The 26,381-nt window shown below is 50.5% G+C and carries 26 protein-coding genes and 3 tRNA genes; 17 read left to right on the top strand and 12 right to left on the bottom strand.

Annotated elements, in window-relative coordinates:
• Nucleotides 1-128: 128 nt before the first annotated feature.
• The gene (locus PGQ95_RS12525) at nucleotides 129-368 is read right to left on the bottom strand and encodes a histidine kinase (RefSeq protein WP_087860499.1); all 240 of its coding nucleotides are present in this window, start codon (nucleotides 366-368) and stop codon (nucleotides 129-131) included.
• 157 nt (nucleotides 369-525) lie between these two features.
• On the opposite strand from PGQ95_RS12525, the gene PGQ95_RS12520 reads away from it, so the two are divergent.
• Nucleotides 526-2,016 (top strand): alpha/beta hydrolase, encoded by a 1,491-nt coding sequence (locus PGQ95_RS12520; protein ID WP_430918314.1) that lies wholly within the window; start codon nucleotides 526-528, stop codon nucleotides 2,014-2,016.
• Here the strand turns inward: PGQ95_RS12520 and PGQ95_RS12515 are convergent.
• From PGQ95_RS12515 to PGQ95_RS12505, 3 genes are all read right to left on the bottom strand, one after another.
• Entirely contained in the window at nucleotides 2,005-2,937 is a 933-nt protein-coding gene (locus PGQ95_RS12515) for a nucleoside recognition domain-containing protein (RefSeq protein ID WP_430918268.1), read from the bottom strand. The two genes, PGQ95_RS12520 and PGQ95_RS12515, sit on opposite strands and share 12 nt — an antisense overlap.
• Before the next feature lie 67 nt (nucleotides 2,938-3,004).
• Nucleotides 3,005-3,718, bottom strand: a complete 714-nt coding sequence (locus tag PGQ95_RS12510) for a 4'-phosphopantetheinyl transferase family protein (RefSeq protein WP_213794513.1) — start codon at nucleotides 3,716-3,718, stop codon at nucleotides 3,005-3,007.
• A gap of 117 nt (nucleotides 3,719-3,835) precedes the next feature.
• Nucleotides 3,836-3,911 (bottom strand) — tRNA-Asn (locus PGQ95_RS12505).
• 105 nt (nucleotides 3,912-4,016) lie between these two features.
• On the opposite strand from PGQ95_RS12505, the gene PGQ95_RS12500 reads away from it, so the two are divergent.
• The 4 genes from PGQ95_RS12500 to ldtA all read left to right on the top strand — a co-directional run bounded on the left by PGQ95_RS12500 (nucleotide 4,017) and on the right by ldtA (nucleotide 7,219).
• A complete protein-coding gene (locus tag PGQ95_RS12500) occupies nucleotides 4,017-4,187 on the top strand; it encodes a hypothetical protein (protein WP_430918266.1) in 171 nt (56 codons plus the stop codon).
• A 39-nt stretch (nucleotides 4,188-4,226) separates the two neighbouring features.
• Nucleotides 4,227-5,144 carry a nitrogen assimilation transcriptional regulator NAC gene (gene nac / locus PGQ95_RS12495; protein ID WP_087860503.1) on the top strand — a complete coding sequence of 306 codons (918 nt, stop codon included), beginning with the start codon at nucleotides 4,227-4,229 and terminating at the stop codon, nucleotides 5,142-5,144.
• A gap of 106 nt (nucleotides 5,145-5,250) precedes the next feature.
• Nucleotides 5,251-6,201, top strand: a complete 951-nt coding sequence (gene cbl / locus PGQ95_RS12490) for an HTH-type transcriptional regulator Cbl (protein ID WP_045390486.1) — start codon at nucleotides 5,251-5,253, stop codon at nucleotides 6,199-6,201.
• 76 nt (nucleotides 6,202-6,277) lie between these two features.
• Nucleotides 6,278-7,219 carry a L,D-transpeptidase gene (ldtA, locus tag PGQ95_RS12485; RefSeq protein WP_430918264.1) on the top strand — a complete coding sequence of 314 codons (942 nt, stop codon included), beginning with the start codon at nucleotides 6,278-6,280 and terminating at the stop codon, nucleotides 7,217-7,219.
• A 53-nt stretch (nucleotides 7,220-7,272) separates the two neighbouring features.
• On the opposite strand, the gene PGQ95_RS12480 is transcribed toward ldtA, so the two are convergent.
• A tRNA-Asn gene (locus tag PGQ95_RS12480) sits at nucleotides 7,273-7,348 on the bottom strand.
• Nucleotides 7,349-7,448: 100 nt separating this feature from the next.
• The gene (mtfA, locus tag PGQ95_RS12475; RefSeq protein WP_183269054.1) at nucleotides 7,449-8,249 is read right to left on the bottom strand and encodes a DgsA anti-repressor MtfA; all 801 of its coding nucleotides are present in this window, start codon (nucleotides 8,247-8,249) and stop codon (nucleotides 7,449-7,451) included.
• A 90-nt stretch (nucleotides 8,250-8,339) separates the two neighbouring features.
• Between mtfA and PGQ95_RS12470 the strand changes: the two genes are divergently transcribed.
• Nucleotides 8,340-8,429, top strand: a tRNA-Ser gene (locus PGQ95_RS12470).
• 585 nt (nucleotides 8,430-9,014) lie between these two features.
• Here PGQ95_RS12470 and PGQ95_RS12465 read toward each other — a convergent pair.
• Both PGQ95_RS12465 and ompC read right to left on the bottom strand, forming a co-directional pair.
• Nucleotides 9,015-10,763: a hypothetical protein gene (locus PGQ95_RS12465; protein ID WP_430918262.1), complete on the bottom strand. Its 1,749-nt coding sequence runs from the start codon at nucleotides 10,761-10,763 to the stop codon at nucleotides 9,015-9,017.
• A 908-nt stretch (nucleotides 10,764-11,671) separates the two neighbouring features.
• Complete coding sequence (ompC, locus tag PGQ95_RS12460) at nucleotides 11,672-12,814, bottom strand: porin OmpC (protein ID WP_213794517.1); 1,143 nt, start codon at nucleotides 12,812-12,814, stop codon at nucleotides 11,672-11,674.
• Nucleotides 12,815-13,364: 550 nt separating this feature from the next.
• On the opposite strand from ompC, the gene drpB reads away from it, so the two are divergent.
• From drpB to PGQ95_RS12440, 4 genes are read left to right on the top strand one after another with little or no spacing between them, the layout of a single operon-like run.
• Nucleotides 13,365-13,646: a cell division protein DrpB gene (gene drpB / locus PGQ95_RS12455; protein ID WP_213316858.1), complete on the top strand. Its 282-nt coding sequence runs from the start codon at nucleotides 13,365-13,367 to the stop codon at nucleotides 13,644-13,646.
• Nucleotides 13,647-13,688: 42 nt separating this feature from the next.
• Nucleotides 13,689-14,384 carry a phosphohydrolase gene (locus PGQ95_RS12450; protein ID WP_087860508.1) on the top strand — a complete coding sequence of 232 codons (696 nt, stop codon included), beginning with the start codon at nucleotides 13,689-13,691 and terminating at the stop codon, nucleotides 14,382-14,384.
• A 57-nt stretch (nucleotides 14,385-14,441) separates the two neighbouring features.
• A complete protein-coding gene (locus PGQ95_RS12445) occupies nucleotides 14,442-15,866 on the top strand; it encodes a DNA cytosine methyltransferase (RefSeq protein ID WP_430918260.1) in 1,425 nt (474 codons plus the stop codon).
• Nucleotides 15,847-16,332, top strand: a complete 486-nt coding sequence (locus PGQ95_RS12440; RefSeq protein WP_087860510.1) for a very short patch repair endonuclease — start codon at nucleotides 15,847-15,849, stop codon at nucleotides 16,330-16,332. Before PGQ95_RS12445 ends, PGQ95_RS12440 begins: the two co-directional genes overlap by 20 nt.
• Here the strand turns inward: PGQ95_RS12440 and yedA are convergent.
• Nucleotides 16,307-17,218 (bottom strand): drug/metabolite exporter YedA, encoded by a 912-nt coding sequence (yedA, locus tag PGQ95_RS12435; protein WP_087860511.1) that lies wholly within the window; start codon nucleotides 17,216-17,218, stop codon nucleotides 16,307-16,309. The two genes, PGQ95_RS12440 and yedA, sit on opposite strands and share 26 nt — an antisense overlap.
• Nucleotides 17,219-17,401: 183 nt before the next feature.
• Here yedA and PGQ95_RS12430 point away from each other — a divergent pair, with 183 nt between their 5' ends.
• The 3 genes from PGQ95_RS12430 to dgcQ all read left to right on the top strand — a co-directional run bounded on the left by PGQ95_RS12430 (nucleotide 17,402) and on the right by dgcQ (nucleotide 20,336).
• On the top strand, nucleotides 17,402-18,313 hold the full coding sequence (locus tag PGQ95_RS12430) for a DUF808 family protein (protein WP_113373550.1): 912 nt from the start codon (nucleotides 17,402-17,404) through the stop codon (nucleotides 18,311-18,313).
• Nucleotides 18,314-18,389: 76 nt separating this feature from the next.
• Complete coding sequence (locus tag PGQ95_RS12425) at nucleotides 18,390-18,569, top strand: YodC family protein (protein WP_045390229.1); 180 nt, start codon at nucleotides 18,390-18,392, stop codon at nucleotides 18,567-18,569.
• Between the two features lie 99 nt (nucleotides 18,570-18,668).
• A complete protein-coding gene (dgcQ, locus tag PGQ95_RS12420; RefSeq protein ID WP_430918257.1) occupies nucleotides 18,669-20,336 on the top strand; it encodes a cellulose biosynthesis regulator diguanylate cyclase DgcQ in 1,668 nt (555 codons plus the stop codon).
• A 326-nt stretch (nucleotides 20,337-20,662) separates the two neighbouring features.
• On the opposite strand, the gene yodD is transcribed toward dgcQ, so the two are convergent.
• Nucleotides 20,663-20,890 carry a YodD family peroxide/acid resistance protein gene (gene yodD, locus PGQ95_RS12415; protein ID WP_087860514.1) on the bottom strand — a complete coding sequence of 76 codons (228 nt, stop codon included), beginning with the start codon at nucleotides 20,888-20,890 and terminating at the stop codon, nucleotides 20,663-20,665.
• A 134-nt stretch (nucleotides 20,891-21,024) separates the two neighbouring features.
• Between yodD and dsrB the strand changes: the two genes are divergently transcribed.
• Complete coding sequence (gene dsrB, locus PGQ95_RS12410) at nucleotides 21,025-21,213, top strand: protein DsrB (protein ID WP_015365898.1); 189 nt, start codon at nucleotides 21,025-21,027, stop codon at nucleotides 21,211-21,213.
• A gap of 42 nt (nucleotides 21,214-21,255) precedes the next feature.
• Here the strand turns inward: dsrB and rcsA are convergent, their stop codons facing one another.
• Nucleotides 21,256-21,888: a transcriptional regulator RcsA gene (gene rcsA / locus PGQ95_RS12405; protein WP_087860515.1), complete on the bottom strand. Its 633-nt coding sequence runs from the start codon at nucleotides 21,886-21,888 to the stop codon at nucleotides 21,256-21,258.
• 455 nt (nucleotides 21,889-22,343) lie between these two features.
• Here rcsA and yedD point away from each other — a divergent pair, with 455 nt between their 5' ends.
• Entirely contained in the window at nucleotides 22,344-22,763 is a 420-nt protein-coding gene (gene yedD, locus PGQ95_RS12400; RefSeq protein ID WP_162750162.1) for a lipoprotein YedD, read from the top strand.
• Nucleotides 22,764-22,801: 38 nt separating this feature from the next.
• Here yedD and amyA read toward each other — a convergent pair whose 3' ends face one another.
• Nucleotides 22,802-24,289, bottom strand: a complete 1,488-nt coding sequence (amyA, locus tag PGQ95_RS12395; protein ID WP_113373553.1) for an alpha-amylase — start codon at nucleotides 24,287-24,289, stop codon at nucleotides 22,802-22,804.
• 201 nt (nucleotides 24,290-24,490) lie between these two features.
• Between amyA and tcyJ the strand changes: the two genes are divergently transcribed.
• Nucleotides 24,491-25,291 carry a cystine ABC transporter substrate-binding protein gene (tcyJ, locus tag PGQ95_RS12390; protein ID WP_045376245.1) on the top strand — a complete coding sequence of 267 codons (801 nt, stop codon included), beginning with the start codon at nucleotides 24,491-24,493 and terminating at the stop codon, nucleotides 25,289-25,291.
• A 94-nt stretch (nucleotides 25,292-25,385) separates the two neighbouring features.
• Nucleotides 25,386-26,372 (top strand): D-cysteine desulfhydrase, encoded by a 987-nt coding sequence (dcyD, locus tag PGQ95_RS12385; RefSeq protein ID WP_430918255.1) that lies wholly within the window; start codon nucleotides 25,386-25,388, stop codon nucleotides 26,370-26,372.
• Nucleotides 26,373-26,381: the final 9 nt, after the last annotated feature.

Raw genomic sequence — 26,381 nt, 5'->3', positions numbered from 1 at the left:
CATTCGCTCCTTGTTTCAGGTCTGCTGATACTGTTGATAGTATGCTACAGCGTGAAAATGGCGAAGGAAAATTACAGGCCCGGGTAAATAGTCAAACTCGTTGATAATAAAAGCTTAGCCGCGCAGGGTCAGGCAGTCTGTGCCCAGCGTTCGGCGCTAAAATTACTTGCGCTTACCACTCTTAATGTCGCCGCGTCGTTATTGTTGATGTAATAAAGTGCATTAGGACCAGGCGTTAGCTTATCACCTTCCTGTAGTCTGCATCGGCTTTCGATTTCAGCAATTACCACGATCTGGCCACTCTGTAGAACCACGCAAGTTGTTGCTGTAGAGGCATTTTTCCGTACTTTCTTGACCCACCACTCCATGTTTTCACCCAGGCTTGTTACACTCAGAATGATAATTGACGCGTTAGTGCTTTAAAGACAACTGAAACTACCCATTGGTTTAATTTACGTTTAGCTGAAGTTGTTAAATCTTAACTCTGCGATGCAGCGGGACAGGCAAATACCACCTATGGCTTTGATGCGATTTAACAAGCTTCTGAATCAATCTGGATTAAGGATAGTCTCGCTGGCGAAAAAAGCGCTGGCAGCGGCGGTTATTGTAGCGGTGGTATTTTTCATCGGACGAATATATGAATCGGAACGTGGTCCTGCATTGCAGCGCTGGCATACCTGGTCTGGGGATGAGATGACCGCTGATGAAATCGACCGAGCCAGTTTTGCCAGCTATCTCAAACGGGAAGATAAGATATTTGCCGATTTGCGGCGTGAGGTCAGCGACCAACTGCCTGCCGCTGACAAAACGCCGATAAATCGCTTCTATCGCGACAGCCTGGTCTATCCGCAACGTTTTACGCCAGACTGGAATCGCTCCTTTATATTACTGCCATCCGGCAAACCGCGTGGTGCGGTGGTGTTGCTGCATGGATTAACCGACTCCCCCTACAGCGTGCGCTATCTGGCGGAAGAGTATCAACGGCAAGGTTTTGTCGCGGTGGCGCCGCGCTTACCCGGCCACGGTACCGCGCCGGGCGCATTAACCCGCGTTGATTGGCAACAATGGCTGGCGACAACCCGCCTGGCGGTTCGGGAAGCGATGCGACGTGCCGGTGGGGATGTGCCGCTGCATCTGGTGGGATATTCTAACGGCGGCGCGCTGGCGCTGAAGTATGCGCTCGATGAATTGACCGATAAATCGCTGGTCAGGCCGCAGCAGATAATACTGTTATCGCCGATGATTGGCGTAACCGCTTTTGCCCGGTTCGCCGGACTGGCTGGCCTGCCTTCGATATTTCCCGCCTTTGCGCGCGCGGCGTGGCTAAACGTTGTTCCGGAGTTTAATCCCTATAAATACAATTCCTTTCCGGTAAAGGCAGCGCGCCAGTCGTGGCTGCTGACCCAGGCCTTGCAAAAACAGATTCTTGATGCGGCGCAGAGCCAGCGCTTAGCCTCTATCGCGCCGGTGTTAACTTTTCAGTCGGTGATTGATTCTACAGTCAGTACCCGAGCGGTGGTTGATTCGTTATACCGCTATTTGCCGGACAACGGCAGCGAACTGGTGATTTTCGATATTAATCAGGCGGCGAACCTGCGGGCGCTGTTTCGCCCGGCGACTTATTCGGCGATGAATACCTTGTTACCTCCGGCGCCGCGTCCGTACTCCACGACGATCGTGACGAATGCGACTCCGCACACCCTCGATACCGTCGCGCGCCTGACGCTGGCGGGGCACACTGCCGAGAGAACGCAGGCGCTGCATCTGGCCTGGCCGCAGGATATGTACTCGCTTTCGCATATCGCGGTGCCGTTCCCCATCACCGATTCGCTGTATGGCCGCGAGCCGACGGAGAAAAACCTTAGCGGTATTAGCCTTGGCACCATTTCGCTACGCGGCGAGACCGCGACGCTGAGCGTCGGCCTTGATACGTTAATGCGCGCCACCTCTAACCCATTTTTCCCCTACCTGCTGCAGCGGGTTAATCAGCGTCTGCCGTCGTTCTCAGAACCATAGGATGTGCAGTACCGTGCGCAGCGCAATACCGATGAGGGCGGCAGGGGCGACGAAGCGGAAAAGACGCACAAATCTTGAGCTGACGCCAAGGAAAATACCGATGCCGGGTAGGTCGAAGGTCTGGATGAGCAGCCCTGCGGAGGCGTTAATCTGACTGAGCGTCACTTTACCCTGCTGCGCCAGCTCGGAGATAACCCCGAAATAGGCGGTGCCACCCGCAACACATTTCACCAGCGCGGGCAGGACGAAGTTTTCGGGGATATGTAGCCATAGCAGCAGCGGCATCAGTACGCGCTGCAGCATCTCGATGACGCCGGCCGCCTGCATCAGGCCGACGATGGTCAACGATAAAATCAGCATCGGCACGGCGCCAAGCGCCAGACGGATAGCGTCGGCGCCGGCGCTATTGATCACCGCAATCAGCCCGTGATTATTTTGTTCGCTTTCCAGGAGCGCTTCTGCCCGGCTGCTCTCGACAATGGATAACTTACGCCCGGTGGCGTACCAGCAGACCGCTGCGGCGCAGAGCCCACCGATAATAGAAATGGCGATCGCGGCCAGCCAGTGCAGGCCGAACGGCGTTAAGGGGTAGAAAACGTTGCCCTGGCCCATGGCGAACACCATCGCCAGGGTGGCGGCCATTTGTCGGTCGGAAACACCACGTTTATCCATAATCGCCAACGTGGCGAGCGGGGCGGCAAAACTCACAAAATTTATCTGAATCAGCGCGAAGGCGCTCATACCGGTCAACCCAAAGGGCTTCAGCAGCGGCGCCAGCCAGCGCACGATGATGTCGAGAATTCCGCGGACTTCGAGATATTTCATTATGATCAGCATGACGACCATAATGGGTAACAAGGTATAAAGCGCTACGTCGACGGAGGATTTTCCCGCTGACATAATGATGCCGATGACATCCATTTATCTATCACTGTAGGCAGGTCAAATAGTTAGCGTCATCATAATCCCGAAGTGGCGAAATGAACAGCTAGCGCAGACAGGTAAGAACAGTGCCTTCACTGAAGTAATACTCGCCGCTGAACTGGCTACCTGCGGGGAAGGCGTCGCTGAGGGTTTTATTAAGGCGCAACGTGAAACGCTGATTTGCCGGGTCGAGAGCGACCATGGCGGCGGCATCGAAATCAAACATCTGCTGCACGCGCGGATAAAGCGCTTTGAACAGGCTTTCTTTGGCTGAGAAAGCCAGCAGCAGTGCCCATTCCTTATCCAGGCCGCAGCAGGAAAGCTGCGCCTGTTCCGTTCTTGAAACAAACATATCGGCGCTTTCCAGCATGATCTCCGGTTGCAGATGCTCGATATCGACCCCTGGATGCAGGCCGTCGTCCTCGGCGCTAACCACCGCGATGGCGATATCTTCGCTATGTGAGACGCTTCCTCGCCAGCCTGCCGGCCAAATTGGCGCGCGGTCCGCGGCGATTAACACCGGCTCTAAGCAGCCGGATTGTCGCAGCAAATAGTGCGCGCAATAGCGCCCGGCCAGATATTCGGCTTTACGTTTGGCGACGGCGCCAGTAAGAGAAGGCGGGAGCGGGATGGCGTACTGGCTAAAAAGAGCGTCCTGTAGTTGCGACCTGGCGAAACGTACCCGACAAAATTTTAACGCCGGGTCAGCGCGAAGATAGCCGCACTCGGCATGCTGAATAAAGGGTTGATCGTGAAAGATATCGGTAACGATAAACATGCAGGCTCATCAGGCAAAACAAGTATGGCGCTACCATATCGCAGGTGATGAACGAAGCAGAAGAGTTATGTGAAATATAAAGCAAAAAGCCTGCTCGAAAGCAGGCTTTTTAGAATTTGGCTCCTCTGACTGGACTCGAACCAGTGACATACGGATTAACAGTCCGCCGTTCTACCGACTGAACTACAGAGGAATCGTGTGAACGGGGCGCATATTATCGATGACTTGCGGTGTTGTCAAAGGCTGATTCGCCATAAAGCGTTCGACTGCTGACAATTTCAACAATCAAAAGCCTTTTATGGTAAAGCTCGCTGAAAATGCACCACGATGGTGCATTTATACCCCTAATGGGGCATATCATGCGCTCATGGAAGCCACCAGTATTATCACAAACCCTTATTTTGCCGCACCGGAAGGGCAATGGCGCAACGACGTAAAACCTGGCAAGCATCTTGCAAAATCCCTGTAACTTAATGGCCAGTAGTGGCATTCCCTTACAGGAGGCAAAATGAACTTAAGACGACTGAAGTATTTTGTGAAAATCGTCGATATCGGCAGTCTGACCCAGGCCGCTGAAGTCTTGCATATCGCACAACCGGCGCTGAGCCAGCAGGTAGCGACCCTGGAAGGTGAACTGGAGCAGAAACTGCTGATCCGCACCAAACGCGGCGTTACGCCAACCGAAGCGGGGAAGATTCTCTATACCCACGCGCGGACCATTTTACGCCAGTGTGAGCAGGCGCATCTGGCAGTACATAACGTTGGCCAGACGCTGAGCGGGCAGGTGGCAATTGGCCTTGCGCCGGGAACGGCGGCTTCGGCGATCACCATGCCGCTGTTGCAAACGGTACGTAATGAACTGCCCGAGGTGAACGTATATCTGCAGGAGTGCAGCGGCAGCGTATTGAATGACAAGCTGCTTGGCGGTCAGCTGGACATGGCGGTGCTGTATGAACGTTCGCCGGTGGCGGGCGTGGTCAGCCAGCCGCTGCTGAAAGAGGATTTGTATCTGGTCGGCACGCAAAACTGTCCGGGACAAAGCGTTGATCTTTCAGCCGTTGCGGAAATGAGCCTGTTCTTACCCCGCGACTATAGCGCCGTTTGCGCACGAGTTACGGAGGCTTTCACCTTACGCCGCCTGTCGGCTAAAGTGATTGGCGAGATCGAATCCATCACCACGTTAACTGCGGCAATCGCCAGCGGTATGGGCGTCACCGTACTGCCGGAATCGGCGGCGCGCGCGCTGTGTGGGACGGCTAATGGCTGGATGGCGCGCATCAGCACGCCGTCGATGAGCCTGTCGCTATCGCTGAATACTTCGGCGCGCGGCGGCTTATCTCCTCAAGCGCAGGCGGTCAAAGATATCCTGCTGTCGCTGGTCAGTCGTCCGTCCCTGGAGAATCGTGAATTACAGCTGGTCAGTTAGGTTATATTCTTTTAAGGAATAAGTTGCTGGTTTTTATTATTTGTTTGCCGGGTAAACAGACTTTAACAATAGACATTATGTTATGTCTGAAGACCTGGGGGAAAAGGTGAATTTCCAGCAACTTAAAATTATTCGCGAGGCTGCCCGTCGGGATTACAACCTGACGGAAGTCGCTAACATGCTGTACACCTCGCAATCTGGCGTCAGCCGCCATATTCGTGAGCTGGAAGAAGAGCTGGGGATAGAAATCTTTATCCGCCGCGGTAAACGCTTGCTGGGGATGACCGAGCCCGGTAAAGCGCTGCTCTCTATTGCCGAAAGGATCCTCAACGAGGCCAGCAATGTCCGCCGGCTTGCCGATCTTTTTACCAACGACGCTTCAGGCGTATTAACCATTGCCACCACGCATACTCAGGCACGTTATAGCCTGCCACCGGTGATTAAAGCTTTTCGCGAACTTTTCCCCGATGTGCGGCTGGAGTTAGTGCAAGGGACGCCGCAGGAGATCGAAGCGCTGCTGCACAATGGCGGGGCGGATATTGGTATCGCCAGCGAGCGCTTAAGTAACGACCCGACGCTGGTGGCATTCCCCTGGTTCCGCTGGCACCACAGTTTATTAGTACCGAAAGATCATCCGCTGATTGAGGTTACGCCGCTGACTCTCGAGGCGATTGCGCGCTGGCCGTTAATTACCTACCGCCAGGGCATTACCGGGCGTTCGCGTATTGATGAAGCCTTCACCCGTAAAGGACTGATGCCGGATATCGTTCTCAGCGCCCAGGATTCCGATGTCATTAAAACATACGTGGAGCTGGGGTTAGGGGTGGGGCTGGTGGCGGAGCAATCCGGCGATGCTCGCGAAGCGGATACTTTTACCCGGCTGGAAACACGCCATCTTTTTGATGCCAATACCGTTTGGTTGGGGTTAAAACGCGGTCAGTTACAGCGTAACTACGTCTGGCGTTTCATTGAACTGTGCAATGCCGGGTTGTCATTGGATGAGATTAAGCGCCAGGCGATGGAGCCGGAGGAAGTGGCTATCGATTATCAAATCTGAGTGCGGGCAGCAGGCAAGCGGGAGGCGTCAAAGCAGCTATAATTCATTCACGTGAGTCGCGACTGAGGAAGGGAAAATGATGGTGCGGCGTATGAAGTTGCTTTGCTCTCTGGTGATGATGTTGGCCAGCTACAGCGCGTTGGCGGTAAGTTATCCGTTGCCGCCGGAAGGGAGTCGTCTGGTTGGCAGTCCGATTAAAATCAGCGTGCCCGAGCGTAATACCCAGCCGTTGGAAACCTTTGCCGCGCAGTACGGGCAGGGGCTGAGCAACATGCTGGAGGCTAACCCCGGCGTCGATGTCTATTTACCCAAATCCGGAACTTCGTTGATTATTCCGCAGCAATTGATCCTGCCTGCTACCATGCGTAGCGGTATCGTGATAAACGTCGCCGAGATGCGGCTTTATTATTATCCGCCTGAGGGCACTACCGTCGAGGTGCTACCGATCGGTATTGGCCAGGCGGGGCGCGAGACGCCGCGTAACTGGGTAACGACCGTGGAACGTAAGCAGGAAGGGCCTACCTGGGTACCGACGGCGAATACCCGTCGTGAGTACGCTAAAGAAGGTAAAACCCTGCCGGCGATGGTACCCGCCGGGCCAGATAATCCAATGGGGCTGTATGCTATCTACATCGGCAGGCTGTATGCCATTCATGGAACTAATGCCAATTTTGGCATTGGCCTGCGGGTGAGCCAGGGCTGTATTCGCCTGCGCAACGATGACATTAAATACTTGTTCGATAATGTACCGGTCGGCACGCGAGTACAGATTATCGATCAGCCGGTGAAGTACACCACCGAGCCGGACGGCAGCCGCTGGCTGGAAGTGCATGAACCGTTGTCGCGTAATCGTTCGGAATTTGAGTCAGACCGCAAAGTGCCGCTGCCGTATACCCCGGCAATACGCGAGTTTGTGCAAGGAGCTGGCGTGAACGTCGGGCGCGCGGATTCAGCGTTACAGAGACGTTCCGGGATGCCGGTGAATATTAGTAGCTCAGCGGTGGAAGCCAGTTTTTAACGGCATGAAGGCTAAAAAGCAAAAAGCCTGCTTAAAAGCAGGCTTTCTAAATTTGGCTCCTCTGACTGGACTCGAACCAGTGACATACGGATTAACAGTCCGCCGTTCTACCGACTGAACTACAGAGGAATCGTGTGAACGAGGCGCATACTACTGGCCTCGCATTTTGGTGTCAACACTAAATTTAACCAGCTGATTCAATTGGCGAAATTTAGTTCAAAGCGTGTTTTTAATGAACAACCCGCACGTCGTCTTCATCCAGCAGATCGTTTTGCCGTAAACGTTGTAGCGGATCCTGACGATAGAACTGGCAGAACCGCTGCCATAGCGCCGGGAAACGGGGGGCGAATAGCTCTGGGGCGCTAAAGAAATATTCAGATAGCACCGCAAAGCACTCTGCCGGGTCGGTTGCCGCATAGGCATCAATGCTGGCGGCGCTTTCGCCGACCAAATCGATCTCATCCTGAATGTTGTTCATCGCCGCATGTAGGTCGTGCTCCCAACCAGCGACTTCACGCAAGGGAATGAAAGGAACCCCGCTGGCGCGATCGCCGTTACGCGAATCCAACTTGTGCGCGACCTCATGCACGATCAGGTTAAAACCGGAGGCATCGAAAGAGTCCTGGATATCTAACCAGTTAAGGATAATGGGACCTTGCTGCCAGCTTTGGCCGGACTGGACAACGCGTTGATTATGCACCAGGCCGATGTCATCTTCCCATTCGTCATCAACGACAAAGGGGGCAGGGTAGATCAAGACTTCATGGAAGCCATCTAACCATTCAAGGCCGAGCTCAAGTACCGGCAGGCAAAAGAGTAGTGCGATACGCGCGCTGTGTAGTGGGGTTAACTCAAATCCCTGTAACGGCACCAGACGTTTTTGTTGTAAAAAACGAGCTGCCATTTGGCACAGCTGCTGCTGTTCCTGTTGAGTGAGGTTTGCTAAAACCGGAATGGCAACCGCTTGTTGCCACGGGATTTCGCCATTACCTGTCTGTTCTTCTGCTTTCCACGGCCATTTAAACATCATATCGCTCGCAAAGTCGTCACTTGAACTCAATTTAAGGGACTGGAGCTATTAAAATGCCAAAGAACCTGGCATTATAGCAACCTCAACAGCGGAGAGATGCCGGAGCGGCTGAACGGACCGGTCTCGAAAACCGGAGTAGGGGCAACTCTACCGGGGGTTCAAATCCCCCTCTCTCCGCCACTATTCAATCACTTACGCCAATTCCCTTCAACGACATCCATCACACTTGGTATACTGTTGGTATATTCCGTTGCTATATTTTTATCAATAATCATCTTCTGAATCCTCGATAATTGCTACACCGGGTGTGGGCGAAACGTTGCCTATCTTTGCTCGAACTTTCCTGTTATGAAATGCCTTTCGCTTTCAAGGTTATTTTGAGTTTACGCCCTAACCATTCAGTAGCACCTCCGTGATCCTTTTCACGGCAATCCTAAGAGGCTTCAGTATGGGGAGCAGGTTTGCCGGCGGCACATGAAAGAGTGTGGTCAGTAGCCCACCTACCGGTATAGAGGTGGTGATGATGAACACATCTCGTCCCGAATCGCCTTGAGAGGCAGTTTACAGTAGCAAAGTTCCATCTGGAGTGGTGCGGTGATAATAGTTCTGCAAAAAGTTATTCACGGAATTTACTGTCGTAAATAGACGATCTTGATAAGTCAGTGTGACGGAATGAATGGACTAACATAAAAAGTTGCAGGTTATCGAAGCTTCAATCCCTGCAACTACAAAATTACCTGATGTATCGATAGCCAGTAAGAAAATTTATTGGCGAATAAGTATACTCCTCCAGAATTCTTCTGTTGTGAGCTTGTTAGTCACTTCTGAGTATTTTTTTCTCTGTGTTCTCGATGCAAGGATTATCTTTAAGGTATTAAACAATATCTCAATAAAACCTGATGCCTGCTGTTTTTTTGATACCTCAGCAATATAGCCTGTTTTATTGCCGCGGTCGTAATAAAAAACCTTTTTGTACCTGAAAATCTGTCTCAGTGACACGCCTGATGTCTTTTCCTGATAAATGATTTTGTTTTTTGAAGGCACCAGAAATCCATTTAACGTAATAATTCTGAAAAGTCGCCGTGATTTTGTTTCGAAATTACACTTAAACTCTACGCTGTTATCTGGAGGAGATATCGGTTTCATTTTTTCATTAAAAGTTATAGCATTTAATGCTTCACGAACATCCTTCATGTCTGCATTATTTTTCCAAAAGTCGGGATCGCCATAGACATGTTTGAAAGCTAAATTGATGGCGGCTGCACTACCATATTGATGAGCAAGCAGGCTTTTCAGATGAAAGGAAATATATGTGCCGATTATGTCTTTAACTGGTCGGCCAAAAAATAACATATTTACAAGATGATTGCGCGTATCAAGGTAGGCCGTCAACGGTGAGGTCTTAGAAGAGAAATCTTCCTCCGCATAACAAGCAATGCCATTTGTTGTTAATATATCAAAGTCGTTCATCATGCCGAATAAGATATCATCACCGCGAACAAAAAAAGGAAATGCAAAACTCTTGACGTGATTTATCGGGAATGCAAAGAACCACCACGCGCCATAGTTAGGAAATTGCATGAGGGTTTCTGTTTTTACCAGAGATTCCACATCATTTAATCGCCACCCTGAGTAAATTGGATGACATACCCTATCAAAAAATGCACCTTTTTCAACTAAAGCATCGGGGCGCACACCGGTAAATAATGAACCAGAAACCGCAGCGTTGTCGTTTAATGCATAACTCAGTACAGAGTATGTCTTTTTGATGCATTCGGCTTCGCAACTTGCATCATCATCCATGAATAATGTGTGGGTGAAATCACCTTCATCAATGTAATGAAGTAGACCTCTCATAAATCCACCCGCACCACCAGTATTCTTATTGGGAATAACCCTAATCCCATTAGCCTCGCGAGCCGTTATATTCTTTGAGTTATCAATAACGGTAAAGTCAATGAGTCCGCGATAGTCATCATTTTCTAGTATTTCTCGCTTTATTCTCATCATTGAGGGGATGACATATTTTTTTCTGTCAAAATGTGTTATTGATATTCCGAGCTTTACTTTTCTGCGGGGAGATTGATTGGTAAACCATTCGCCGCTATTAAGGGAGACAATCCCATTTATCGGAGTTATTTCTATATATATAATGCCGCGATTGAGAGTATCAGCCAAATCCAGAGTGAATATTTCTTGAGACAGGCTATTCAGCGACACGGTTGCTGATGCCAGTTCATATCTTGACATTTCTTCTGTAATAAGCAAGGCGCTGATTTTTGCTGAGCCAGTGCCTGATGCATTGAATGCAAGATCGTGTATTCCGCATTTTTCTTTCCAGAGAATAGTGGAAAAACCATTGTAATAGGTATCAAAAGAAATTTTCCCTCCGGGAAATACGGTAATAATATTTTCCGAAAATGAAAAAAGGCTCCCTCTGATGTACATGCTTTCAGATGCACCAAACCTGGCGTTTGGCATAACCAACCGCTGTAAGCATTTTGCTGTTTCCATTATTCCTCTTTTTATTATTTAATGCCTGGTGAAATTTAATAGGATGGTTGACAACTAACCGAGATTATTATTGGCGATGCTGCCCGTGGCTATCGCAACCAAATGGCATACCTGAACAATATTATTGACCATCCGTATTAGTCGCTAGTGATATCGCAATTTTAAGAGAACACGAATCCCATAACTTTCTTCGCTTGCCATGGGATTTTACATGGCATAGCCCTTATCCATGTTAGTTTGAGACGTTTTCCTGCATCGCGGCTGAAATTTAATGTCTCTTGTCATACATGTATTTGCTAACTTTAGAACAACAATCATCACAGAGACGATCCTTCTCAGCCATTAACCTTTCGAAAAACCTAAGCTTTTTACCGCAGCGCATGCAGTATTTACATTTAAATAATTTCACTGTGTAACTATACCAATTTGTTGTTTTTTCAATCAATGCATTTCAGACAGCTAAGCCTGCTGTAGTCATGCTCTCATAAGGGTTTTTACGTGTTGTGAAGCGACACGACAAAGCTCCTCACGCTATAAGCTAGCTCGGTTATTACCTGTTTAAGAGTCACAAAATGTCCTTCCCTGTGAAGGGGATATTTTAAAGGCGTATTTTTCATGTGGATAATTGTTATGACAGATCGATTTTGTTAAATCGATCGGTTAAAACGATCGTTTTTGTAAGGGTATTCCGTTCTGCCACTGGAGTGGCGGAAGATGTAGGGAGTGTAAGAGAGAGGGTCACCTGGCAACCGGAGGGCAAATATCCTGCCTTCTGCGCCAGAGTATTATTAAGCCATTCCCATGACAAAAGTTTGAATTACTTCAGTGGATTGATATATGCCGACGCCGCGAAAAGCCGATCGTTAAAAAAAAGCCTGCACGTGGCAGGCTTTGATAATGAGGGGATATTAGAACTGATAGACCAGGCCCAGCGCGACTACGTCATCTGTCGCAATGCCGTTGGCGCGGTAGAAGTAGTCGTCTTCGTCCAGCAGGTTGATTTTGTAATCAACGTAGGTAGACATGTTTTTGTTGAAGTAGTAAGTCATACCCACATCAACGTATTTAACCAGGTCTTTGTCGCCGCTGTTGTACAGGTCTTTACCCTTAGACTGCAGATAAGCGACAGATGGACGCAGCGGTAAATCGAAATCGTCGAACTGATACTGGGCAACAACTTCGAAGTTCTGAGTCTTGTTGGCAATACCGCCGCCAAGATAGCTGGTGGATTTACCGAAGGAAGTCATGTTGCGGGTTTCCGCGTACATTGCGGCCAGGTAGATGTTGTTAGCATCGTATTTCGCGCCCACGGTCCAGGCATCGGCTTTATCGCCGCCGGCGTAAGCGCTGTTGGCCGCTGCGGCCACCTGATTGTTGGTACGGTCAGAAGAAGCATATGCCGCGCCGAAGCTGATGCCCATGCCGAGATCGTAGGAAGAGGAGATACCGAAACCGTCGCCATTTTCACGCGCCAGTTTACGACCACCGCCGTTATTGGTGCCTTCGCCGGAGCCAGCGTTTTCGTTATTACCCTGATACTGAAGGGCAAAGCTCAGGCCATCAACCAGGCCGAAGAAATCGCTGTTACGATAGGTCGCCACGCCGTTGGTACGGCCAAGCATGAAGACGTCAGTTTGGGTGTAGCTGTCGCCGCCGAATTCCGGCAGTACGTCGGTCCACGCTTCGACATCATAGATAACGCCGTAGTTACGGCCGTAGTCCAGAGAACCGTAGTCAGCAAATTTCAGACCCGCGAAGCCCAGACGGGTCCAGGAGTTAGCGCCTTCACCTTCAGTGGTGTTAGCCTGAATGTTGTATTCCCACTGGCCGTAGCCGGTCAGCTGATCGTTGATCTGCGTTTCGCCTTTCACGCCTAAACGCGCGTAGGTTTGGTCGCCATCTTCAGAAGCGTCGTCGGAGAAATAGTGCAGACCGTCAACTTTTCCGTAGAGGTCAAGCTTGTTGCCGTTTTTGTTATAAATTTCCGCAGAGTGCGCCGCGCCTGCTGCTAATAACGCTGGCAGCATAATAGCCAATACTTTTCTTTTCATTATGTATTCCCTTTAATCATAATTAATATGAATTGTCTAATTCCCTGTGGAATGACGAATTGATACTAGCCGCATAAGTTCATTTTTAATTAAATAAAAAATGTAATAAAAGTATATTAAAATATTTCAAAATATTTATTTTATATTCAATATATGTATTTTCTATTCTTTAGGTAATGTATATTTCCGTGGTTTATTGATGTTTTATTTTGATTTTTAATGTCAGGCGGTTTTTAATTCCCAGTGATAATGATATCTACGCTGTAAATGACATAACAATATCATCGATTATAATGTGATAAGTTATATTATTAAATAATTTTGTTTGATAATGAATATCGTTGGATTTCATCAAATCGTCTTATTTAAAAGCATGGCGATATCCGTAGTATATAAAGGTGCTGACCCTAACCAACATTCGTGGATGGCAAAACACGCCCGGTACCATACTCATGCTTCCAGATAAGCACGATAATTGTATAATGTGATGTGTGTCACAGATGTGTGGTTGGCGATGATGCGCTGTGGTTGATATAGGGAGAAGGATTTAATGGACGCTAAAGCGAAACGGGGCCCCGGTGGAAAGCTGGCGTTATGGGCTTTTTACGCCTTTTGCGGTTACTTTGTGTGGGCGATGGTACGGTACTGGTGGATAGTGGGGCGCATTCAAAGCGTCCCCGGCGTCAGCATTGATGGCGAATTGGGGTCAACGGCGGGCAAATGGATTGGCGCGCTGCTGGGTTTTTTGGTGCTGGGAGGAGTGGGGGCAATCCTTGGGGCGATAGCCTGGTATACGCGTCCCCCTATTCAGGTACATGAACAGCGCGATTAAAGTTGCTATGCTCGAGGCTAGTCCAGGCATCAGGAAACGCTCATGTTATTAGCTGAATGGCAACAACGGTTTGAAAACTGGTTAAATACGCATCATGCGCAGGAGGATGCGGCTCATGACATTTCGCACTTTCGCCGCGTCTGGAGTACCGCGCAGCAGCTGGTCGGCGATAGCGGCGCTGACGAGTTGGTTATCCTGACGGCCTGCTACTTTCACGATATTGTCAGCCTGGCTAAAAACCATCCTCAGCGTCATAACTCTTCGCGGATGGCGGCAGAGAAAACGCGATCTATCCTGCAAAGCGCTTTCCCCGACTTTCCCGCCGACCGTTATCCTGCAGTTATGCATGCTATTGAAGCGCATAGCTTTAGTGCGGCTATATTACCGCAAAGCGTAGAGGCGAAAATTGTGCAGGATGCGGACCGACTGGAAGCGCTGGGGGCGATTGGTCTGGCTCGTGTTTTTGCCGTTTCCGGCGCGCTAAACACTATCTTGTTTGATGCTGACGATCCCTTTGCTGACCAGCGCGATCTTGATGACAAGAAATTTGCCCTCGACCATTTTCAGTGTAAATTGCTACGCCTGCCTGAGACCATGCAAACGGAGCAGGGGAGAGCGCTGGCGGTGCATAATGCCCAATTTCTGGTGCAATTTATGGCGAAGCTGGGCGCCGAACTGCGTGGCGACCCGTTGTCGTTGGATGAAGCGGTTTTGCGCCGCTTTGCACCTGCGGTTTAAATCCGTTGCGACTATTTGTGGTACTCTCTGCAAAAATTGTCCGTGCTGGTTGAGGTTATGCCGCAAAAAATATCCAAAGAAAATCTCCTGTCTGAGCCGTCAGGGGAACACGCGCAGGCGTTATTGCGCCAGCTGATGACGATCTATGATGTCAAAACCCTGGTCGCGCAGCTGCTAGCGGTTGGCGATCAGCACTGGAGCCCGGCGATACTCAAACGGGTGGCGACGGTGAGTCATGCGGCAAGCAGGTTAACGAACGCGGAGTGCGCTTTTCTGGCGAGCCTGTTACCGTCTCCGCCGCGCCATCATCCAAACTATACGTTTCGTTTTATCGATCTCTTCGCCGGCATTGGCGGTATTCGCCACGGCTTTGAAGCTATTGGCGGGCAGTGCGTATTTACCAGCGAGTGGAATAAACACGCTGTACGTACCTATAAAGCTAACTGGTATTGCGATCCGCTGCAGCACAGCTTTAACGCCGATATCCGAGAAATTACCCTCAGCCAGCGCACCGATATCAGTGATGAAGAGGCGGCGAAGTCTATCCGCGAGGCGATCCCGCAACATGATGTACTGCTCGCGGGCTTCCCCTGCCAGCCCTTTTCCCTGGCCGGGGTATCAAAGAAGAATGCCATGGGGCGCGCCCATGGTTTTGCCTGTGAAACTCAGGGAACACTTTTTTTTGATGTTGTCAGAATTATTGCCGCCCGTCGTCCGCCGATCTTCGTGCTGGAAAACGTCAAGAATCTGAAGAGCCACGATAAAGGCAGAACCTTTCGCATTATCATGCAGACGCTGGATGAGCTTGGTTATGAGGTGGCGGATGCCAATCACGTAGGCGCCGATGACCCCAAGGTTATCGATGGGCGTCATTTCTTACCCCAGCACCGTGAGCGTATTGTGCTGGTGGGTTTTCGTCGCGATTTACAATTGCATGAAGGATTTACGCTGCGCGATATCACCAGTTTGTATCCGCCGCAGCGGCCAACCTTCGGCGAGTTATTGGATCCCACCGTCGATGCTAAATTCATTCTGACGCCGGTTCTGTGGAAGTATCTCTATCGTTACGCGCGTAAACATCAGGCGCGTGGCAACGGTTTCGGTTACGGTCTGGTCGACCCGACCAATCCAGGCAGCGTCGCGCGAACGCTATCTGCGCGCTACTACAAAGATGGTGCTGAGATCCTGGTCGATCGCGGTTGGGATAAACCATTGGGCGAAAAGCATTTTGACGATCCACAAAATCAACTACGCCGCCCGCGGCGTTTAACACCGCGCGAGTGCGCAAGATTGATGGGCTTCGAAGCACCGGGAGAACACCGTTTTCGTATTCCTGTTTCCGATACTCAGGCCTATCGCCAATTCGGTAATTCGGTGGTAGTCCCGGTGTTTGCCGCGGTAGCAAAACTGCTGGCGCCGCGGATTGCCGAAGCGGTAAAACTGCGCGTTGCCGGAGACAGCGATGGCGGACGTTCACGATAAGGCCACTCGTAGTAAAAATATGCGCGCTATCGCAACCCGCGATACGGCAATTGAGAAGCGGTTGGCGGCGCTGCTCACGCAGGCTGGATTCACTTTTCGCGTTCAGGAAGCATCGCTACCCGGGCGGCCTGATTTTCTGCTGCCTGACTACCGCTGCGTTATCTTTACCCATGGCTGCTTTTGGCACCATCATCACTGTTATCTGTTCAAAGTACCGGCGACCCGTACCGATTTCTGGCTGAAAAAGATTGGCGCTAACGTGCGGCGCGATCGCCGTGACCTGGCGATGTTGATAGAACAAGGCTGGCGGGTGCTTATTGTCTGGGAGTGCGCGCTCCGCGGGCGGCAGAAATTAAGCGATGAGGCCTTACGCGATCGTCTGGAGGAGTGGATCTGCGGCGGTGGAAATTGCGCGCAGATCGACACTCAGGGCATCGGTTTTATCGATCCGATTGACAAGGAGTAACGGTTGAGCGGGCAGGGAAGAGATATTTACCTAGCGTCACTAATACGACGGCGAAAATAATCACCGCCAGCGCCAGCCACTCGATCATGGAGAGACTTTCACCGCCAAACCCGGTCCCCAGTAGCACGGCGACCACCGGGTTGACATAGGCATAGCTGGTAGCAACCGCCGGCGTCACGTTACGTATCAGATACATATAGGCGTTAATGGCGATAAGCGAGCCAAAAATGGCCAGATAAGCAACGGCCAAAATACCGGACCAGGAAGGCATTTGAGTGAGCTTCTCCCCTGAGAACCATGATGCCGCGGAAAGCACAATCCCTGCCGCCAGCATTTCAATCGCGCCAGCCATCATCCCGGTTGGTAATTCAATACGCGAGCCGTAAACCGAGCCAAACGCCCAGCTCAGGGAACCAATCAGAATCAGCAATGCTCCCCAGGGGTTGCCGCTGAGATTGCCGCCGCTATTGAGCATCACAATTCCCGCCAGGCCAATCGCGATACCGAACCATTCCAGCTTGCGCGTGACAATGCCAAAAAAACGGCTGAAGCAGAGCGTAAATAGCGGGACGGTGGCGACCATCACCGCGGCGATACCTGATGGTACATGCTGATGTTCTGCAAGAGTAACGAAGCCATTGCCAACGGCAAGCAACAGGATGCCTATCAGCGCCGCATTAAGTAGCGGTCGTCGGGCCGGGAGTTTATGACCGGTGGCCAGTAAATAGATAAGCAACACGCCGCCGGCAGAGAGAAAGCGGATCCCGGCCATCATCAACGGCGGCCAGCTGGCGACGCCAATAGCGATAGCAAAATAGGTTGACCCCCAAATGATATACAGCGCAAACAGCGCGCCGATAAGGGGGAACAGCTGACGGGTAGACATACTTCCTCGCGACGAAAAGAGATAGAAAGGGAACATATAGTTAACGTGAAAACTAACGTGCTGGCGAGCGCTTTCAATGTGATTTTTTTGTTATATTTTTGTTGACTAATGACATCTCTGGGCGAGAGGGCGCTTTTGCCTCATACTCTATGTTTCATAAACAGAAATTGAAGGAAGCACATTTTGGCGGGAAGTAGTCTTTTAACCTTATTGGACGATATTGCCACGCTGCTGGATGATATCTCCGTCATGGGAAAACTAGCGGCTAAGAAAACGGCGGGCGTACTGGGCGATGATCTTTCTCTCAACGCGCAGCAGGTTACTGGCGTAAGGGCTAACCGCGAGCTCCCGGTGGTGTGGGGGGTAGCAAAAGGCTCGTTTCTGAATAAAGTGATTCTGGTGCCGCTGGCGTTACTTATCAGCGCATTTATTCCCTGGGCCATTACGCCGCTATTGATGCTGGGCGGCGCTTTTCTCTGCTTTGAAGGCTTTGAAAAAGTGCTGCATAACCTGCATGCGCGCAAGAATAAGGAAGACCCGAAACTGCGCCAGCAGCGCCTGGAAACGCTCGCCGCCCAGGACCCGCTGGCCTTTGAACGCGATAAAGTAAAAGGGGCGATCCGTACCGATTTTATCTTATCAGCTGAAATCGTCGCGATAACCTTGGGTATTGTAGCTGATGCGCCCTTGCTTAATCAGATCCTGATTTTATCCGGTATCGCCATTCTTGTGACCGTTGGGGTTTACGGTCTGGTGGGCGTCATTGTCAAGCTGGATGACATGGGCTATTGGCTGGTAGAGAAAAAAAGCGTACTGGCGCAGGGGGTAGGAAAAGCTCTCCTGGCCATCGCGCCGCGGTTGATGAAAATTCTGACTTTCGTCGGTACCCTGGCGATGTTTTTGGTTGGCGGCGGTATTGTGGTTCACGGCGTAGCGCCGCTGCATCATTTCATCGAAAATCTTGCCCATGGACTGAGTGGAATGTTGGCATCCACATTGCCTGTGGTCGCTAATCTGGTGCTAGGATTTATTATTGGCGCTATCGTTTTTGGCGTTGTTAAAGCTATAGCCGCATTACGCGGTAACGCGAAATAAATCCCTGCGCCGGTTACGCAAGATGGGCCGGTGTCGTCTAAGGTGAAACTGTTTCTTCCTGATACCGGAGGCAAAAATGGTCTTGTTGGTCAGTGATGAAGTCAGACGGAAAAGCGGCGGGCCGCGAATGGTCGTCACCGGCATTGCCGGCGACATGGTCGAGTGCCGGTGGTATGACGGTCACGTCGTACAGCGTGAAGCCTTCCGTGAAGATGAGTTGGTCCGCGGCGAAGGGCAACGTTCGCAGCATAATTAGATGTGCAGCGCCCGCTGGTGCGGGCGCTTTTAATATTGATTACGTTCGGACAAGGAGCGTTGATGTTGTTGGTTTCTTTGACCGTACTGCGAGTGAATAATGGATAAGCCGCTGTGGCTAAAAAAGTTCCGTCGCCTCTTCAATCCGGGGCGTGTGGTCAATATCTGTTTCATCGTGGTGCTGTTCTTTTCAACGTTACTCATCTGGCGAGAGATCCGGGTACTGGAAGAAGCATACGTCGCCAACCAACGTAATAATCTTGAGAACGTGGCCCATGAAATGGATGGGCTGTTGCAATTTAATCTCAACCGGCTGCTCTTTTTTCGCAACAGTATGCAATCGGCGCTGGAGAATCCGCTGGATTTCGCCATCCTGCGCCGGGCCGAGCAGGAGTACATCAGTAAACGGCACGATCCCATCTGGTCAGTCGAGCTAAACAACCGGCGTACTTTGACGGTATACGGAGTCTCCGATTCTTTTGTCGACGCTGATGATCTGTTGTCGCGTAACAATCCGCAGGCCAGCAATGAATTGATGGCTACCCTTGAGCTTGGCTATCTTCTGCGTTTGACCAACAATAACCGAATCTTCAGCGAGCGCATGTCCTACGTTTCTCGTAGCGGTTTCTACACCACCACCGATGCTCCGCGCAGCTCCAGCCAGGTGCTGGCGCAGTTTTCGCGAGATACGGGTTCAGCATGGTTTATGCGGCAAACCCAGCGTGATAATCCGGGGCGAGGGATCCTTTGGCAAACCACTCAACAGGAAGACGGATATACGCAACCGCAGGTGGTTACGGCCTCGATTCCCCTGGACTATGAGCACTACTGGCTGGGCGTGCTGGCGATGGATTTTTCCATCCGCGACCTGCAGAATTTTCTCGTCAGTGCGGTAAAAGGAGGGCAAATGGGCGAATATCAGCTGTATGACAAGCAGCTCAATTTGCTGGCCTCTTCGGCGCCGGATGATGTGCTGACGCCGCTCTCGCCCACGGAACAAGAAAAACTTCGCTATGCGTTGGCCAATGATAACCATGGCGGCATACGCCAGTTAACTCGCTATATCAGTTGGGAAAAGATCCGTAACTTTGACGGCGTACTTTTGCATATTCATACCCTGAAGGAGGGGGTGCGTGGTGATTTCGGGACCATTTCCATCGCCCTGACCCTGATGTGGTTAATGTTTACCCTCATGCTGATCGTGTCCTGGATTGTTATCCGCCGCATGGTCATCAATATGAGCGTGTTGCAGGCGTCGCTTGAATGGCAAGCCTGGCATGATGCATTAACACGGCTGTTAAATCGCGGTGCCCTGTTTGAGCGAGCGATTGCGGCGGCACGAAGCTGCTGGCGGAATAATCAACCCATATCCGTCATTCAGCTGGATCTGGATTATTTTAAAGGTATTAATGATAAACACGGACACCAGGCCGGGGACCGTGTTCTGACCCTGGTGGGAAGCACCATTATGGGGCAGATTCGCGAGGAGGATATTGCCGGACGCGTTGGCGGGGAAGAGTTCTGTATCGTTTTACCCAATACGCAACTGTCGCAAGCGCGCGCGATTGCTGAGCGTATTCGTCTGCGTATCCATAGCCGGGAGATATTGCTGCACAACAGCGTTAGTTTACGGATCAGCGCCTCATTGGGGGTCAGTAGTAGTGAGACATCAGATGAGTTTAACTTTGAGGAGCTGCAGTCGATTGCCGATCATCGTTTGTATCTGGCAAAGCAGAATGGACGCAACCGGGTATGTTCGGCCGGATAGACTTTGGTAAGGTGAGAACGCTCACCTTATCTGCGGCGTTGATGTTCTTCGGTATAGGAAAATTCTTAAAAAATACACCGCTTCGCCGCACCGTTCGTAACAGAACGATAAGGGGGAGGCCTTGTCACGCCTGGGTTATTAAATTGGTTGTACATATAAGCCGCATTTCTCAATAATTCTCATCATCAATACTTCTTGTCATGCAAAATAATTGAGGATAATGTCTTCCATGCATCGGATTTCCCGGTGTAACGAATTTTCAAGTGCTTCTTGCATTAGCAAGTTTGATCCCGACTCCTGCGAGTCGGGATTTTTTTCACCTATGCTTAGCGATTGGCTTCAGTAACGCTAAAGTCATGAATATCAAGCTCAAAAGCTTCAGCCAGCTCGCGCCAGGTGTGTTCGTTACGACCATCGATACTGACATGGTGCGGATCATCTTCGCTACGATGCACTTCGCTTTCGCTTATCTCATTGATCGCCGCCAGTAGGGCATCGACATTAATGTCAATCCCGTCTGTATTCGTCACACCGCGGTCTTTAGCGGATTTCATCATCACTACCTCGCTCGGCTCTGATAGGGCCTCTTTAAGTATAGACGGTCTATAAAAACGGCAGTCACGCTGGCTGAACGCTGCGTGATGACGGGTTTTGTTCTACACTGGCTCAAAACGAGAGGAGGCGAGTTATGCAGGTAAACGATCGTGTCACGGTAAAGACCGACGGTGGCCCACGTCGTTCGGGGGTAGTACTGGCAATTGAGTCGTTTAGTGAAGGAACCATGTATCTTGTTGCGCTGGAAGACTATCCGCTGGGGATCTGGTTTTTCAACGAAGTGGGGCACCCGGACGGCATTTTTGTTGAGAAAGCTGAGTAGGTCCACAGGCAGAAACTGGCGGGTATCGCCGCCAGTTTGCTATCAGCGCATATTGACGTAAATCCCGGAAGTAATGTTTTCAGCCAACCGAACAATATGGTAAATCACCTGTTTATTATGCGTCTGGATTTTTTTCTTAATATTACCTTTATGTGACGACACGGTTTTTGCTTTGATATTCATCTGTCTTGAAATATGTGAGGTCGCGTGTCCGGCCATCCACATCTGCAGCATATTCGATTCTGCCTGACTGAGCGATAGAGTAGGAATGCGGGTGCGTAACTGGTTTAGATGATTGGCGGTATCGGTTTGCAGACAATTACCCAGAATGTTATCAAGGTCTTTCGGTGTTAGCGATTTTGAACTGATAAGTAGATTCTTGCGCACAAGTAAGTAGTGGTCAAAATGGATGTTTGCCAAAGACATAAAAATAACAAATAAGGTATCAGGGTTGGTGGTAATGATGTCGCGGATAAGTTGATTGCTCTCATCGTGATGTATAAAACAGTCCTCGTTGAGAAACACAACCGCCGGACGCAGTGATTCGCAGCGCTCCTTCAAACTAAGTGCGCTACGCACCTCAATGATATCGCGCTTCTTTATTCCCCGGCTTGCCAGATATCCGGTTAAACCTAGCCGGGTATAGCTGCACAAATCCATGATAATCGTTGACATGACCCATCCTCAATCAACACGTAACGATAATTCATCTGGCGCCTGGCCGTGTGATGAAGTCCATTTTTATAACGCCTGACTTTATGCGGAAAGCATTAGCCAGACTAAACTATTCGCTAATAATACTCATAATTTGCCAGGAATATTCTTAAAGTAAAGCCATGAAAAAAGAATAAACAGTTCCTGACAGTAATAATGCCCGGCGCTGGGCCATGGCGTCGCCACGATTTCAATTTATTTTCGGATTATCCTTATGGGGCGACCGCCAATTAAATTGGTGCTGTCTGTATTTTATTCAAAAAATGTATTTTTCATTCATGTTTAATACGGCTAATAATAATCGATAAGCGTAAATGCTGAGATTAGCGGCGAGCCTAAGCAACCTGGGTATCGCGTAGGGGTGGCGGCCTTAACGCTTTAATGCCACAATACTTTTTTATCGGTTTGTGGGATGGATGATGAAAAAGATTGTTATGGCTGGCGCGTTGCTTGCTCTGTCCGGATGCGCACAGGTTGATTCCTATCAGGCAGTGGTTAAAGCGCCAGCGCCTGCAGGATTGGAAGGGTTCTGGCAATCGAAGGGCCCGCAAAGCGCGATGGTTAGCCCTGAGGCGATAGCGACGTTGATCGTCACCAAAGACGGGGATACCCTCGATTGCCGTCAGTGGCAACGGGTGATTGCTGAACCGGGAAAATTAATGAACCGCGACGATCAGGTTTATAATGTGACCAGCAGCCTTGATATTTATCCTATTGAACGTAATGGAAACACGCTGGAATACGATCGAATGACGTTGACCCGCGTCGAACGCTTAACGCCGGAGTGCGAACAGGCCTGGAAAAAGAATCAGGCGGCGAGTAAAACCGCACAGTAATCTATTTTGACGGGCCGGCGAAAGCCGGCCCGTTTGCTTTACAGTACCTCTTCAATGACCCACACGCTGACGCTGCCGGCATTACAGGTAAATACGGCATTGCCCTCGTCATCGGTTTCAATTATCTCCTGGCGATTATTAAGAAAATCCGTCCAGCGTTTATTGGCGTAATTTTCGCCAAGCGGGAGCATTTTCTCGCCGTCATCGCCGTTAGATAGCACCACTACGCAGCCAGGATGTTCATCGGTACCGCTGCGGCTGAAGGCAATACAGTTAGGATGATCGAACCACAGAGTTTGTACGCCGTGAGCAAAACGCTGACGTGCGTCGATGAGTTCATGAAGTTGCTCGATAACCGGCATTTCGATGGCGTAAGTCTGGCCATCTCCGCCGGTATCTTCATAACTGGCGCCGAACAGATCGGCGTAAAATACCGAGGGAACCCCGTTTTCACGCAGTAAAATCAGCGCATAGGCTAGCGGCTTAAACCAGGCTTCGACCGGCGCTTCCAGCGCCTGAAGCGGTTGGGTGTCATGATTCGTGACCAACGTAACCGCATGGAAGGGATCGGCTTCAACCAGCGTGCCGGTGAATATTTGACTCATGTCGTAATCGCGCCCCTGACGTGAGGCTTCGTGGAATTTCATCTGCAGCGGCGCATCGAACAGCAGGGTATTACCGTCAACAAGGTCGATATACTGCTGTAGTTTATCCACTTCGTGCGACCAGTATTCGGCAACAATAAAGAGTGGTTTTTCGCTGGAGCTCTGTACGTGCTCAATCCACTCTTTATAAAACCATGCCGGAATATGCTTGACGGCATCAAGGCGAAAACCATCGCAGCCAGTTTGTTCAATGACCCAGCGGGCCCAGTATTTTATCTCCTCGGTGACGGCATGGTTCCGGAAATCGATGTTTTCGCCCATGAGATAGTCGAAGTTGCCCATTTCATCGTCGACCTGATCGTTCCAGCCGTCGCCGGTGTAGTCATTAACCACTTTGAATACACCATCTTCATCGGGATTTTCAATATGGTCGATGCCGCTAAAACATTTATAGTCCCAGATGAATTGTGAATATTGTCCACCACGGGCCGGGAAGGTATAGCGAGTCCAGGCTTCACATTCGATGATCTCTTCCGCAATTTTTGTTCGATCCTGTTCATCAACGCGTTGTACGCGAATGCGCTCTTTCTCATCGGCACCCATCTTATGGTTTACGACGACATCAAGTAGGACGGCAATTTGATGCTCTTTTAGCGCATGTATCGCCGCTAACAACTGAGCCTTATCGCCATATTTGGTGGCAACCGATCCTTTCTGATCGAATTCACCAAGGTCGAAAAGATCGTAACTATCGTAGCCAACCGAATAACCGCCGGAAGCGCCCTTATAGGCTGGCGGCAACCAAATCATATTAATGCCGATTTCATTGAGATTTGGCGCAAGGGCTTCTACTTCCCGCCATAGCTCGCCACCTTCCGGGTAATACCAGTGAAAACATTGCAACAACGTGGGATTTTTCATCTTCCATGCTCCTGGCGTCATCAAGCTGACCTTTGCAGTATGGGAGATAACTGGCAAATATGAATAATTTCGTTGCTTTTTCGCTATACCCTAAATGGCTGCATATATAATAAATTGGCATAAGATGTAGCGGATAGATGTTGGTAGGCTGCTGCTAAACGCCTTACACTACAGGAAAATCTCATCATATTCGGGGTATCTATGAAATTAGCACTTCTGGGTCGCCAGGCGCTGATGGGCGCAATGGCCGTAGCATTGATGGCTGGTGTAAGCGTGAAAACCTTTGCCGCTGAAAATCTGCTTAATCAGGTCAAAGAGCGCGGCACGCTGCGCGTTGGCCTGGAAGGCACATACCCGCCGTTTAGTTATCAAGGCGATGATGGAAAATTGACCGGTTTTGAAGTTGAGTTTGCCAATGAACTGGCGAAACACATCGGTGTGAAAGCAGACCTCAAACCCACCAAATGGGACGGTATGCTGGCTTCTCTTGATTCTAAACGTATTGATGTGGTGATTAACCAGGTCACTATTTCCGACCAGCGTAAGAAAAAATACGACTTCTCCACCCCGTATACTATTTCTGGTATTCAGGCGCTGGTGAAGAAGGGTAACGAAGGCGTAATTAAAACCGCGGCGGACCTGAAAGGCAAAAAAGTCGGCGTTGGCCTGGGCACCAATTATGAAGAGTGGCTGCGCCAGAATGTACAGGGCGTTGATATTCGTACCTATGATGATGACCCGACAAAATACCAGGACCTGCGCGTAGGCCGTATTGACGCTATTTTGGTCGACCGCCTGGCAGCGTTGGATTTGGTGAAGAAAACCAACAATACCCTGGCTGTAACCGGTGAAGCATTCTCCCGTCAGGAATCCGGCGTGGCGCTGCGTAAAGGTAATGAAGATCTGCTGAAAGCGGTGGACACGGCCATCGCAGATATGCAGAAAGATGGCAGCCTGAAGGCGCTTTCAGAAAAATGGTTTGGTGCAGACGTCACTAAGTAACGTCTGCAGATGAAAAAAGGCGCTGATAATGGCGCCTTTTTTTATTTAGCGCGCAACTGCGTGCATAATAAGGATAACTGAGTCTGGAGGTGCCATGTCACTACAAAATTTAACGCGTTTCCCGCGCCTGGAATTTATTGGCGCGCCGACGCCACTGGAATATCTACCGCGCCTGTCCGATCATCTCGGGCGGGATATTTTTATTAAACGTGATGATGTGACTCCAATGGCGATGGGCGGTAATAAACTGCGCAAGCTGGAGTTTCTCGCCGCTGATGCGCTACGCGAAGGCGCTGATACGCTGATTACCGCAGGAGCCATACAGTCTAACCATGTGCGTCAGACGGCGGCCGTCGCCGCGAAACTGGGCCTGCACTGCGTCGCGCTGATGGAAAATCCGATAGGCACTCGTGCTGAAAATTATCTGACCAACGGTAACCGCCTGTTGCTGGATTTGTTCAATACCCAGGTCGAAATGTGTGATGCGTTGACCGATCCTAATGCGCAGCTTGAAGAGCTGGCAACCCGGATTGAAGCGCAGGGATACCGTCCTTATGTCATTCCGGTCGGCGGTTCAAACGCCCTTGGCGCGCTGGGTTATGTCGAAAGTGCCCTCGAAATCGCCCAGCAATGCGAAGGGGCGGTGGAAATCTCGTCGGTAGTGGTCGCCTCCGGTAGCGCAGGCACCCACGCCGGGCTGGCGGTAGGCCTGGAACAGCTGATGCCGAACGCGGAATTAATTGGGGTGACCGTGTCACGCAGCGTTGCCGACCAGTTACCTAAAGTGGTTGCGCTGCAGCAGGCCGTTGCTAACAGCCTTGAACTGCAGGTCAAAGCGGAAATTACTTTGTGGGATGATTATTTCGCGCCAGGCTACGGTACGCCCAATGAAGAAGGCATGGAAGCGGTCAAACTGCTGGCACAACTGGAAGGTATCCTGCTGGATCCGGTTTATACCGGAAAGGCCATGGCCGGGCTGATTGACGGCATTAATCAGAATCGCTTTAAGGATGAGGGGCCGATTCTGTTTATCCATACTGGCGGCGCGCCAGCGCTGTTTGCTTATCATCCGCACGTCTAATGTAGAAAA

Origin of the sequence: Klebsiella sp. 141240 (genome assembly GCF_050600805.1) — a bacterium.
Taxonomy (GTDB): Bacteria; Pseudomonadota; Gammaproteobacteria; order Enterobacterales; family Enterobacteriaceae; genus Klebsiella; species Klebsiella aerogenes.
The sequence above is the reverse complement of the archived record's forward strand: the minus strand, read 5'-3'. Positions and strand labels throughout refer to the sequence as shown.

Bases quoted from the DNA above. Each gene is read 5' to 3' on its own strand.
- PGQ95_RS12525 (WP_087860499.1), bottom strand. From the start codon at position 368: ATGGAGTGGTGGGTCAAGAAAGTACGGAAAAATGCCTCTACAGCAACA.
- PGQ95_RS12520 (WP_430918314.1), top strand. From the start codon at position 526: ATGCGATTTAACAAGCTTCTGAATCAATCTGGATTAAGGATAGTCTCG.
- PGQ95_RS12515 (WP_430918268.1), bottom strand. From the start codon at position 2,937: ATGGATGTCATCGGCATCATTATGTCAGCGGGAAAATCCTCCGTCGAC.
- PGQ95_RS12510 (WP_213794513.1), bottom strand. From the start codon at position 3,718: ATGTTTATCGTTACCGATATCTTTCACGATCAACCCTTTATTCAGCAT.
- PGQ95_RS12500 (WP_430918266.1), top strand. From the start codon at position 4,017: ATGGTAAAGCTCGCTGAAAATGCACCACGATGGTGCATTTATACCCCT.
- nac (WP_087860503.1), top strand. From the start codon at position 4,227: ATGAACTTAAGACGACTGAAGTATTTTGTGAAAATCGTCGATATCGGC.
- ldtA (WP_430918264.1), top strand. From the start codon at position 6,278: ATGATGGTGCGGCGTATGAAGTTGCTTTGCTCTCTGGTGATGATGTTG.
- mtfA (WP_183269054.1), bottom strand. From the start codon at position 8,249: ATGATGTTTAAATGGCCGTGGAAAGCAGAAGAACAGACAGGTAATGGC.
- PGQ95_RS12465 (WP_430918262.1), bottom strand. From the start codon at position 10,763: ATGGAAACAGCAAAATGCTTACAGCGGTTGGTTATGCCAAACGCCAGG.
- ompC (WP_213794517.1), bottom strand. From the start codon at position 12,814: ATGAAAAGAAAAGTATTGGCTATTATGCTGCCAGCGTTATTAGCAGCA.
- drpB (WP_213316858.1), top strand. From the start codon at position 13,365: ATGGACGCTAAAGCGAAACGGGGCCCCGGTGGAAAGCTGGCGTTATGG.
- PGQ95_RS12450 (WP_087860508.1), top strand. From the start codon at position 13,689: ATGTTATTAGCTGAATGGCAACAACGGTTTGAAAACTGGTTAAATACG.
- PGQ95_RS12445 (WP_430918260.1), top strand. From the start codon at position 14,442: ATGCCGCAAAAAATATCCAAAGAAAATCTCCTGTCTGAGCCGTCAGGG.
- PGQ95_RS12440 (WP_087860510.1), top strand. From the start codon at position 15,847: ATGGCGGACGTTCACGATAAGGCCACTCGTAGTAAAAATATGCGCGCT.
- yedA (WP_087860511.1), bottom strand. From the start codon at position 17,218: ATGTCTACCCGTCAGCTGTTCCCCCTTATCGGCGCGCTGTTTGCGCTG.
- PGQ95_RS12425 (WP_045390229.1), top strand. From the start codon at position 18,390: ATGGTCTTGTTGGTCAGTGATGAAGTCAGACGGAAAAGCGGCGGGCCG.
- dgcQ (WP_430918257.1), top strand. From the start codon at position 18,669: ATGGATAAGCCGCTGTGGCTAAAAAAGTTCCGTCGCCTCTTCAATCCG.
- yodD (WP_087860514.1), bottom strand. From the start codon at position 20,890: ATGAAATCCGCTAAAGACCGCGGTGTGACGAATACAGACGGGATTGAC.
- dsrB (WP_015365898.1), top strand. From the start codon at position 21,025: ATGCAGGTAAACGATCGTGTCACGGTAAAGACCGACGGTGGCCCACGT.
- rcsA (WP_087860515.1), bottom strand. From the start codon at position 21,888: ATGTCAACGATTATCATGGATTTGTGCAGCTATACCCGGCTAGGTTTA.
- yedD (WP_162750162.1), top strand. From the start codon at position 22,344: ATGATGAAAAAGATTGTTATGGCTGGCGCGTTGCTTGCTCTGTCCGGA.
- amyA (WP_113373553.1), bottom strand. From the start codon at position 24,289: ATGAAAAATCCCACGTTGTTGCAATGTTTTCACTGGTATTACCCGGAA.
- tcyJ (WP_045376245.1), top strand. From the start codon at position 24,491: ATGAAATTAGCACTTCTGGGTCGCCAGGCGCTGATGGGCGCAATGGCC.
- dcyD (WP_430918255.1), top strand. From the start codon at position 25,386: ATGTCACTACAAAATTTAACGCGTTTCCCGCGCCTGGAATTTATTGGC.